The 9421-nt window shown below is 66.6% G+C and carries 9 protein-coding genes; 2 read left to right on the plus strand and 7 right to left on the minus strand.

Annotated features, from left to right (window positions below):
- Positions 1 to 45: 45 nt before the first annotated feature.
- Positions 46 to 684: a TetR/AcrR family transcriptional regulator gene (locus tag ACIA6B_RS24275; protein WP_396776585.1), complete on the plus strand. Its 639-nt coding sequence runs from the start codon at positions 46 to 48 to the stop codon at positions 682 to 684.
- 69 nt (positions 685 to 753) lie between these two features.
- Here the strand turns inward: ACIA6B_RS24275 and ACIA6B_RS24280 are convergent, their stop codons facing one another.
- A complete protein-coding gene (locus ACIA6B_RS24280) occupies positions 754 to 1032 on the minus strand; it encodes a WhiB family transcriptional regulator (protein WP_396776587.1) in 279 nt (92 codons plus the stop codon).
- A gap of 363 nt (positions 1033 to 1395) precedes the next feature.
- Between ACIA6B_RS24280 and ACIA6B_RS24285 the strand changes: the two genes are divergently transcribed.
- Positions 1396 to 1518: a hypothetical protein gene (locus tag ACIA6B_RS24285; protein ID WP_396776589.1), complete on the plus strand. Its 123-nt coding sequence runs from the start codon at positions 1396 to 1398 to the stop codon at positions 1516 to 1518.
- Positions 1519 to 1738: 220 nt separating this feature from the next.
- Here the strand turns inward: ACIA6B_RS24285 and ACIA6B_RS24290 are convergent, their stop codons facing one another.
- The 6 genes from ACIA6B_RS24290 to ACIA6B_RS24315 form a co-directional block, all read right to left on the minus strand.
- Positions 1739 to 4426 (minus strand): LuxR C-terminal-related transcriptional regulator, encoded by a 2688-nt coding sequence (locus ACIA6B_RS24290; protein WP_396776591.1) that lies wholly within the window; start codon positions 4424 to 4426, stop codon positions 1739 to 1741.
- A gap of 279 nt (positions 4427 to 4705) precedes the next feature.
- Positions 4706 to 6736, minus strand: a complete 2031-nt coding sequence (locus tag ACIA6B_RS24295) for a glycogen debranching N-terminal domain-containing protein (protein ID WP_396776593.1) — start codon at positions 6734 to 6736, stop codon at positions 4706 to 4708.
- Positions 6733 to 7182 carry an SCP2 sterol-binding domain-containing protein gene (locus ACIA6B_RS24300; protein ID WP_396776611.1) on the minus strand — a complete coding sequence of 150 codons (450 nt, stop codon included), beginning with the start codon at positions 7180 to 7182 and terminating at the stop codon, positions 6733 to 6735. Before ACIA6B_RS24300 ends, ACIA6B_RS24295 begins: the two co-directional genes overlap by 4 nt.
- A gap of 370 nt (positions 7183 to 7552) precedes the next feature.
- Positions 7553 to 8077 carry an RICIN domain-containing protein gene (locus ACIA6B_RS24305; RefSeq protein ID WP_396776595.1) on the minus strand — a complete coding sequence of 175 codons (525 nt, stop codon included), beginning with the start codon at positions 8075 to 8077 and terminating at the stop codon, positions 7553 to 7555.
- Between the two features lie 63 nt (positions 8078 to 8140).
- A complete protein-coding gene (locus ACIA6B_RS24310; RefSeq protein ID WP_396776597.1) occupies positions 8141 to 8713 on the minus strand; it encodes a hypothetical protein in 573 nt (190 codons plus the stop codon).
- Positions 8714 to 8896: 183 nt separating this feature from the next.
- Positions 8897 to 9421: oligopeptide/dipeptide ABC transporter ATP-binding protein (locus tag ACIA6B_RS24315; RefSeq protein WP_396776599.1), on the minus strand; the 525-nt coding region annotated here is incomplete at its 5' end.

Raw genomic sequence — 9421 nt, forward strand, 5'->3', positions numbered from 1 at the left:
AACCTCCCAAGATTGTAGTTGGACTCTAGAGTTAGAGTCTAACCCATGAGTGACGTTGTCAAGCCCCGCGGCAGCCGCACCCGCGCGACGCGGCGGAAGATCACCGACGCCGCCACCGAGCTGTTCACCAGCGGCGGCTACGGCGCCACCACGCTTGAGCAGATCGCCGCGCGAGCAGGCGTGGCGGTGCAGACGGTCTACTTCCACTTCGGCAACAAGAGCGCGGTCCTCAAGGCGGCTGTCGACATCGCCGCCGTCGGCGACGATCAGCCGGTTCCCATGCTGAACCGGCCCTGGCTCGAGGAGGCGCGCGCCGAGTCCGACCCCCGCAAGGTGATCGCCCTCTGGATGTCGTACGGGCGAGGCGTCCTGACGCGGGTGGGCCCGATCATGAAGGTGGTTCGTGACGCCGCTGCGGTCGACCCGGTCATGGCCCAGCAATGGACCACCAATGAAACCGAGACGGCATCGGCATTCCGGGTGCTGGCCGGTCAGCTCGACGCGCTGGGCGCCCTGCGCGTACCGGTGGAGGAGGCCGTCGCCATCCTGTCCGCCCTGTCCGGGCTCGAGGTGTATCTGTCCCTCGCCGCGGCAGGCTGGACCCCGGAGGAATGGGAACGCTTCATCGTCGACGTGCTCGTCCACGCATTGCTGAAGGCCGACGAACACGAACCGCCCGCCTGAACAGGTCCTCCTTCCCTTCCCGGGTGGTGTGCGCTGCGGCGTGTCCTGCTGCCGCGCATCGGGCTGCGCTCATCGATCACTCGTCTCGCGGCGGAGCTTCAGACGCTCCCGGGGAGTGGTGCCGCCCCAGATCCCGTCGAGCTTCCCGACGGGCTGCCGCATTGCCCACTCCAAGCAGGGGTCCAGAAGCGGGCAGCGGGCGCAGACGTCCTTGGCCCGGCGGACCATCCAGGAGGACTCCGTCCTCGGAAAGAAGAGTTCGGTGTCGTAGCCGCGGCAGGCAGGTGTCGAGCAGGCCTCCTCGAGCCAACCCGGCGCCTCGCCGTAGTAGGACTTGATGCCTGCCAACGCTGTCCCCCTATCTCAGTGCTGCGCCGGAGGCCCCGGGCCCATCGGCAAGATGCTCCGGGACGGGTGCCCCGGAGTACGCAGAAGGCAGTACGCGATGGCGACCGACGCGGTTCTCGCCCGGCTCCCTCGACCGACCACGCGGGCGGGCACCTGCACGTCCGCGCTGCGGCGTACGTGCTGGTGCGATTGGTGGGCCGCTGGTCAGCGACCCGGCTGATCGGGACCAGCGTGCCATCGGGGGTCGTGCATGTGCACCGAAAGCGCGCCGCACTATGAGGGAAATCCCGGATTCCCATACCGGGCAACTACCTAAACACTTCCCTCTGACGGTTCGCAGGTATCGTAGAAAGGGTTGGAATCATGTCCAAGGCCATTAAGATCTTCATCGTTGGTGGGGTAGCCGCCGTTGCGGTGCTCGCGGGTGTGGCCGCGCCGGCGCAGGCGGACTCCGCGCCCGTCGTCTGCCAGCCCTGCATGCACTGAGTTCTTGGGAGGGAAGCGCGAAGGGCTTTTACTCCAGTCATTGCCGGACAGGCCGTCGCGTGCTCGGGCTTGAGCCGTTGGCCACATGGTGACGTGTTTCTGAGGGTGTGAGATTCCCCGAGGTCTCCGGTAGCCGATTCAGCGACCATGCGTGAACCGATGCCGGAGTCCTCGGGGGTCCTGAAAAATTGAGCAGCACGGCCACCGGACTTAGCCGGCGTCACACCGGGTCGAGATCATCACGCGCAATCATCGCTGCCAACGCCGCCCGGGACGTCACCTCCACCTTCGTGAAGATGCGAGCCATATGACGTTCCACTGTCTTGACGCTGAGGAAGAGCGCAGCGGCGATTTCCTTGTTGCTCCTACCCTCGGCCACGAGTTCCGCGACCTCTCGCTCGCGACTGCTCAGCGCCTGTAAGGGGCCGCGTGGCCTGGGCACTCTCTTCTTGGACTCGTATCCTGCCTCGGCCAGGTACCGTTCGCTCCTGCGACGCCATCCCGTTGCCCCGCAGGCGTCCAGGTCACGCAACGCGCGTTCGAGCAGCTCCGCACCGACCTGTGGATGCCGGCCCGCGACGGCGGCGAGGCCGGCGACCGTACGCGCCCGTCCCGCGTCGAGCACGTTTCCGGTGCGTTCGAACAACTCTGCTGCCGACACCGCCTGGTCCTGGGCCAGCCGCCGCTGGCCACCGTCAAGTGCCACCTGTGCTGCCGCCAGGTGCGCGAAAGCCGCCGTGTGCGGGAGTGGTGTGTCGGCGGCAGCGGCAGCGGCGCGCTTGGCCCAGCCGGCCGCGCCCTCCCGGTCTCCGAGCGCTACTGCCGCCCGCGTGAGCATCTCGTACCAGTGGGCCCGGCTGCCGGCGTCGGTACGCGGGAGCGCTGCTCCCCCGGCGGCCATGACTACCTGTTCCTCGCATCCCGCCGGGTCTCCCGCTTCAAGCCGCGCCAGGGCGAGGATGACCGGGACCAAGGCCCCCAACCACCCGCCACCGGGTGGTGTGGCGGCCAAGGCCCGTTCGCCATAGGTGTACGCGATCTCGCTGTCGCCGAGCCAGGTGTGCACGTGGCACAGCATCGCGAGGGAGATGCAGATGAGTGGCTCGCTGCCGATGCGAGACGCGATGGCATACGCACCCTCGAAGTGGTTCCTCGCAAGCTGTAGACGGCCGAGCCATCGCAGCGCGTTGCCCTGACCCACGAGCAGCTGGGCGAGCACATCGACCTGCCCGCTGGCTCGCGCGATCTCGACAGCCCGGGACTGGCGCCGCAGCGCGAGTTCGTACCGCCCGAGTATCACGTCGGACCAGCCCAGCCACAGGAGCGAACGCAGGTGAGGCATCAGTTCGCTGTCGGAGGCGGCGTCGACGAGCCGACCGATCTGGTCGGCCTTCGTCAGTGCCCCGGCTGGGTCACCGCTCACGCACATCGTGAGCGCAACCAGACTGGCGGCTGCGGCTGCCTGCGGTGGGCGGGCGCTGTCGGCGACACCGGCGGCGCGTGCGGCAGCCGATGCCGCAGCCTCGAAGTCGCCGCGCATCAGCTCGACAGCCGCGAGCTCAAGCCTGAGCGTGACCTCGGTCGAGGTGTCGCGGATCGGGGCCCCGAGTTCTCGGTGAAGGAGAGCTGCCGCCTCGTCGAAGCGGCCGCGCAGCTGATCGATGCGCACGGCGACAGCCAGCGCCTGCCGGCGGATTCTCCAACCTTCGCGTGAGGTCAGCTCCAGTGAGGATGCGACTGCTGCCCGGCTTGCGTCGATGTGACCGGCTGCCACGAGTGTCCGTGCCTGCTCCAGCAGTAGCCAGCTACGACGGACCCTGGTCTGTGGGGTGGTCGGAACGAGACGCAGGGCAGCGGCGAACCAGCGCGCCGCAGTAATGGGCGAACTCCAGCGCGTGGCCAAAGCCGCCCGGGTGAGCTGTCGGGCGGCGGCGGCGTCGTGACCGCGTGCGAAGGCTTCGATATGGCGTGCCAGCGTCTCGGCCGGCTCGTCGCGCATGCTCAACACCGCGGCGGCCCGCTCGTGAGCCTGCCGCCGCCACCACGTTCCCGATCCTTCATATACCGCTTGCCACATCGTTGGGTGCCGGAACGTCATGACACCGGGGCGGACACCGTCCCTGATGACGTCATGCCGCCTCAGCACTTCCAAACCGTCGGCGACCGTCTGCTCAGGCAGCTGTGCGGTCGGTGCCACGTCTGCCACATCAAAGCTGATACCGAGCACCGCCGCACCGTGGCCTACCTGCTGGACCACCGCAGGCAGGGATTCCAGCTCGGCACGCAGCACCGCCAGGCCGTCGTTGCCGGAGCCGAACTGGTCAGCGGTCGCCTCATGCGACGGGCCCTCGTACTGTCCGGCCAGAATCGAGAGGTACAGAGGATTGCCGCCGCCGGCCTGATAGATCCCGCTTACCGCATGCGCTGGGACGTGCCGGCCGAGCAGGTGCGCGGCTTCCTCTTCGCTCAGCCTGGAGAGCTCGATCCGGTGGACGGCTGCCCGTCCCGCAGTCGAGGCGAGCGTGGCCGCGACCCGGCTCGGTAGCTGTCGCGGCCGGTAGGCCAAGGCCACGAGTGTGGGGGTGCTCTCCGCTCGGGCCGCGCGCTGCAGCAGTTCGACGGCGAGATCCTCGTACCGGTGCGCGTCGTCCCCGAGCATCAGCACCCGCGCTTCCTGCGCCGGCTGCCGGATCGGGGCGTCACGAACGGCGGGCCCGATCTCGAACAGGCCGGTGGTGACCTGCCAACCGCGTGACTCGGCCAGCCGGGCGACCTCGGCCAGCAGCCGAGTCTTGCCGGTCCCGGGGTCGCCGACGACAGCCACGACCGTCGACCCTTGGGCGGGGTTCTCGAGCAGGCTCTCGATGTAGGCAAGCTCGTCGCCGCGTCCGACAAATTCTCTGTACATGACAGCCGCACCCCCATCCGCTCGCGCAATCACCTCTGTGCCTGGGGTACGCCGTATGAGCAGGAATCGGTTCGTCTGTGGTCGCCTGGCCACCCTGTGTTCTCGACGCGGGGACCGCAGGGTACGCCGACTGTCTTGGGGGTAAACCCGCATTGCTCTTTGATGACTGTCGCGATCGAATGTGGTGCCGCCGCTCCCCCCGTGGCGGCGGTAGGTGGTGGCAGCCGTTGGTGCCGCGGCACGACGGGACGGCTGCCACCACCGGACATCATCCAGTCCCTACCGGCTCCGGCCGAGGGCATCGATGAGGCCCCACCGTCCGGGAATGTTGAGGAGTTCGATGCGGCCGATGCTATCGGGAATGACGGGGTCGATCGCCAGATGGTCGGTGTGCGGTTGCAGGCCGAGCATGACCCGCAGCAGGAGCAAGGGGGCTCCCGCCGACCAAGCCTGAGGGCTGCAAGCGGTGGGATACTCGACCGGGTGGTTGGTGGAATGTCGCGGGTATCCGGCGAACACCTCGGGGAGTCGCCCGTTGAAGAAAGGTGCGGCGTCGAGAAGGCCCTCACAGATCCGGTTGGCCTCCGCACGGAAACCGTAACGCCAGAGTCCCCAGGCGATGATCGAGCTGTCGAAAGGCCACACCGTGCCGACGTGGTATCCCAACGGGTTGTAGCGGCCGGCGTTGGTGGCGAGCGTGCGGACACCCCATCCGGAGAAGAGTTCCGGACCGACCAGGTGCTCGGCTATCCTGCTCGCCCGCGCCTGGTCGACGATGCCGCTCCAGAGCAGGTGCCCGATGTTGGACGACAGCGCGTCCACCTGTCGTCCGTCGCCATCGAGTGCCAGGGCGTAGTACTCGCCGTCGGTCACCCAGAAGTCACGGTTGAAGCGGTCCTTCAACTCGGCGGCCTCGCGGTCCAACTGGGCGGCAAGGCCTGGATCATCCCAGAATTCTCGGGCCAGGCGCGCTCCCCGCACCTTGGCGTCGTACGCGTAGCCCTGAAGTTCACAGGTTGCGACGGGGAAGGCCGCCAGACGGCCGTCCGCGTACGATAACGAATCGGGAGAGTCTTTCCAGCACTGGTTCACCAGGCCCGTGTCGGTGTTGCGGCACTCGTACCACACGTAGCCAGTGCCGAGCAGGTCGGCGTAGGTGCCTATCCAATTCAGCGCGGCGCGAGCCTCAAGTTCGAACTCCCGAATCATGTTCGCGTCACCCGACCAGCGTTCGTACTCGTCGAGAAGTATTACGAACAAGGGGGTGCTGTCTGCCGAGCCGTAGTACGGCGAGTGGGGTTGCTCCTGGAAGACCGCCGTCTCGCCGAAGCGCATCTCGTGGATGATTTTTCCTGGTTCCTCCTCGCGGAAGTCATCGAAGCGGGCCCCCTGCATGTAGGCAAGGTTGCGCAGAGTCGTTGCGACGGTATGCGGCAGGAAGGGAAGCGTCTGGAGGCACGTGAAGATGCTGTCTCGGCCGAACAGGGACATGAACCACGGCAATCCCGCAGTGAAGAAGTTGCCGTAGAAAGGGTTGGCAGTGAACCGGAGTGCCGCCAGATCGACGAGGCTCTGCCGATATGTCATGCGCAGGGAGAGCGGAGCGTCGGCCAGGGTGGGTGCCGCCTCCAGCCATTCGGCGAGTTCCGTCTGGAGCACGTCGGCGGAGCGCGCCCGCAGAACCTCGTTGCTGTCCCGGAAGTCCAACTCCCGCGCGCCCACGATGTTCGTGATGACGTGGAAGCAGGTCCGCCATTCGCCGTGCGCCTTGACCCGAAGGTGGAACTCCATGCCACGCCGATCGATCGCGGGAGGCTCAGTGGATCGCACCACCGTCTCTCGATGAAAGCCCTCGCGGCGGTACGCGAACCGCAACGCGTCGGCTTCGACGGTAACTTCTGCCTGGCCCTTCTTCGGCTGAACGTTCTTGACCTCGAACAGGTCGGCGAAGTCGCAGTCGACGTCGAGCCGAACCACCATGTCCACGTCTTCGTTCGTGTGGTTCAGCACGGTCAACTCCTCAACGAAGCTGCCGCCGATGACCCGATGCCGGGTGGCAGATATCTGAGCGTTGACGTACTGGGTGGGTCGCCCGGGAACCACGAAGAAGCTTGTCTGGTAGTACTCCTTGCTGTCGACCGTCAGCGCATGTAGCCGCTCCCCGTTGATGGAGAGCTGCCAGGTGGAGACGAAGCGGGTGTCAAAAGAGAACAATCCCGTCGGGTACTCCGACGACGGATCGATATCTCCGTCCCGGCTGGTGACGAGGAAGGTGTTGCCATCCAAGATGCTCACGAGATTCGTAGTCATCCAGACCCCGCCCTCCGCATCGCGTGACGGCGTAGGTCAGCTTCCAACGATTCGCGCCAGAGTAGGCCGTGCCGCCTACACTCCTGCGCCCTGATACGAGGATCGCGCGCCGACCTCGACGAGTCAAAAAATCGCCGCAGGAGATGATACAAAGGGGTCTGACCGGCGATGCCGAAATCCTTGCGGTAGGAACCCCCGATGACCGACGCCTCTCCCCTGATCAATGCATCGAAGAGGCTGAAGGTAGTCGTGATGGTGACCTGGGCCGTCCGCTCCCCGTCATCCTGGTCGGCGCGAGCGCGGCCAACGCTGAACTCCACATACCACCGCTCCTGGTCGCCGTCCCCCGCCAGGTCGATGCGGATGACCCCACCGTGCCTGGCCGGGAGTCGAGACGGCGCCATAGCGGGAAGCGCCTGGAAGAAGGCGACGCGGGTTCGCCTCATCTCCTCATGCGTCGGGTTCTGATCCGTCACCGGTCGCCCATACCCGCTCCACTCCGGGTCACACTGCCAGCGTTGACCGAGTCCCACACCAACCTGCCCGACTCATCAGCGGATGTGGGCAGTAGGGCGGAGGAGCCGCACCCGGTGGCCTACCAGACTTTTCCGCCGCTTCGTCACGTGATCGCGGCCCACCACCCGCAGATGCGATGGTGGACGGCCTCGATGAGGCGTTGCTTGTCGTGACGGCGGCGGCGTTCTCGCCCGGAGCTTCGCTTCTGTCATGGCATCCTCTGACGGGGATACAGAATCGACGGAACACCGCCGAGCACGATTCGGCGGTGTTCCGGCTATGACGTCATGGCACGGGTTGTCAGAGGGTCGGCGGCGCGTCGAATCGCTGCTCGCCAAAGGCGTTCGACGGCTGAATCCGCAGCGGGGCACTACCGCCCGCGGCGTCGAAGGTGACGTACTTGTTGGCGAACGAGTTCTTGAACCGATACCGCGAACTGGAGCCGGTCTGCTTCTCCAGGATCCAGCGCTGCGACTTGGTACCGTCGAACGGCATGGTGACCAACGGAATGCCGCTGGATGGGTCGTTACCGGACAGGTCGAGGTACAGGGTGCCCTCGCTGATCGACCTGCGCACCGAGAGGAAGTAGGTGCCCGGGAAGGTGAGGGACTCGCTGAAGGTCCACATGGCTGCTGCGGACGGCGGGTTGGCGCTCGTGCCGACACCGGAGTTCTCGCCTTGGCCGAGCCACTTCGCCCGCGGACTCGACGCGGGCGAGATCTGACCCTTCGCGTTGGCGGAGGCCGGCGTGGCCCCTACGCCCACGACCGCTACGCTGAGCAGTGCGGTGCCGATCAGTGCCCGGCGCGTACGGCTGACGGTCATGCCTGTTCCTCTCCTTCTAGCACGTGTCACGGAAAGCTGCATTGACTGCTGCGGGGTCGCTGGTCAGCGGATGCCTTTCGGGAACACCGGCTTGCCGTCCGGCTTAATCGTCGACCAGTTGCCGCCGACCGCTTCGCCCTTGGCCTCGCCGGCGGCGGTGTCCTCTTCAAACCAGTAGAGCGGCCAGCCGTTGTAGGTGAGCTGCCGGTGCCCGTCCGGTCGCTTCACGGTGTTGATCAGGTCGCGTTGGGCGCCTTTGGCTACGGTGACTTCTTCCTGGTCGACCACCACGGGTGGCCAAGTGATGAGACAGTCGTCGAGACATGTCACCTTGGGCGGGTTGTTCTCGTCCTCTTCGAACCGGTAGACCGTCTTGCCGTTCACGGTGAGGAGGGTGAAGCGTCCGCCGGGGATCTCGACGAGGTCGGTTTTCTCCCGTGCGAAGGTGTGATCGGCTACGCCGACCGCAGCCGCTTTCACCTCCACCGGAGGCAGGGTGACGGGTGCCTCCTCAAGGATGCTGCTCGAGGGCGCGACGCTCGCCGGCTTGGCGGCTCGGTCGGAGTTACCCCCGCTACACGCGGCCAGGACCGCGACGGCAACCACAAGCGGAAGACCGCGATACAGCTTTCTCATTCCATCTCCTGCCCGACGACGTTCCATAGGCAATACGCGACGGTTGTAGAACCGGTTCGCCGGTGCAGGTGGGAAGGCTTTCGACGATCAGCACGGCCGGCACAGGTCCAGCCGGCGCGCAGAGGATCGCGGCATGTCAGCGACGGGTTTCTCTTGGCAGCAGTGTCGTGAGGTGCTGCGCTCCTACCAAGCGGGAGTTTCGCTACTCCTGCCGCCGGTAACGACGACGATCTCTCGCTTCTCGGCGAAGTGGCAGGCGCTCGGGTGGTCCGAGCCCGGCCGGATCTGCAGCAGCGGCACGTCCTGGGCGCAGACGTCCTGCGCCTTCCAGCAGCGGGTGCGGAACCGGCAGCCCGAGGGCGGGCTGACCGGCGAGGGGACGTCGCCCTGGAGTCGGATGATCGCCTTGCTGTCGCGCACGGTCGGGTCCGGCACCGGCACCGCCGACAGCAGCGCCTGGGTGTACGGGTGGGTGGGCCGCTCGTAGATCTCGTCTTCGGTGCCGACCTCCACCATCTTGCCCAGGTACATGACGGCGACCCGGTCGGACAGGTGGCGCACGACCGACAGGTCGTGGGCGATGAAGACGTACGACAGACCGAGTTCGGCCTGCAGCTTCTCCAGCAGGTTCATCACCTGGGCCTGGATGGACACGTCCAGGGCCGACACCGGCTCGTCGCAGACGATCACCTCGGGCCGCAGCGCCAA

Source organism: Micromonospora sp. NPDC051141 (assembly GCF_044455765.1).
Lineage (GTDB): Bacteria > Actinomycetota > Actinomycetes > Mycobacteriales > Micromonosporaceae > Micromonospora.

Bases quoted from the DNA above. Each gene is read 5' to 3' on its own strand.
- ACIA6B_RS24275 (WP_396776585.1), top strand. From the start codon at position 46: ATGAGTGACGTTGTCAAGCCCCGCGGCAGCCGCACCCGCGCGACGCGG.
- ACIA6B_RS24285 (WP_396776589.1), top strand. From the start codon at position 1,396: ATGTCCAAGGCCATTAAGATCTTCATCGTTGGTGGGGTAGCCGCCGTT.
- ACIA6B_RS24290 (WP_396776591.1), bottom strand. From the start codon at position 4,426: ATGTACAGAGAATTTGTCGGACGCGGCGACGAGCTTGCCTACATCGAG.
- ACIA6B_RS24295 (WP_396776593.1), bottom strand. From the start codon at position 6,736: ATGACTACGAATCTCGTGAGCATCTTGGATGGCAACACCTTCCTCGTC.
- ACIA6B_RS24300 (WP_396776611.1), bottom strand. From the start codon at position 7,182: ATGAGGCGAACCCGCGTCGCCTTCTTCCAGGCGCTTCCCGCTATGGCG.
- ACIA6B_RS24305 (WP_396776595.1), bottom strand. From the start codon at position 8,077: ATGACCGTCAGCCGTACGCGCCGGGCACTGATCGGCACCGCACTGCTC.
- ACIA6B_RS24310 (WP_396776597.1), bottom strand. From the start codon at position 8,713: ATGAGAAAGCTGTATCGCGGTCTTCCGCTTGTGGTTGCCGTCGCGGTC.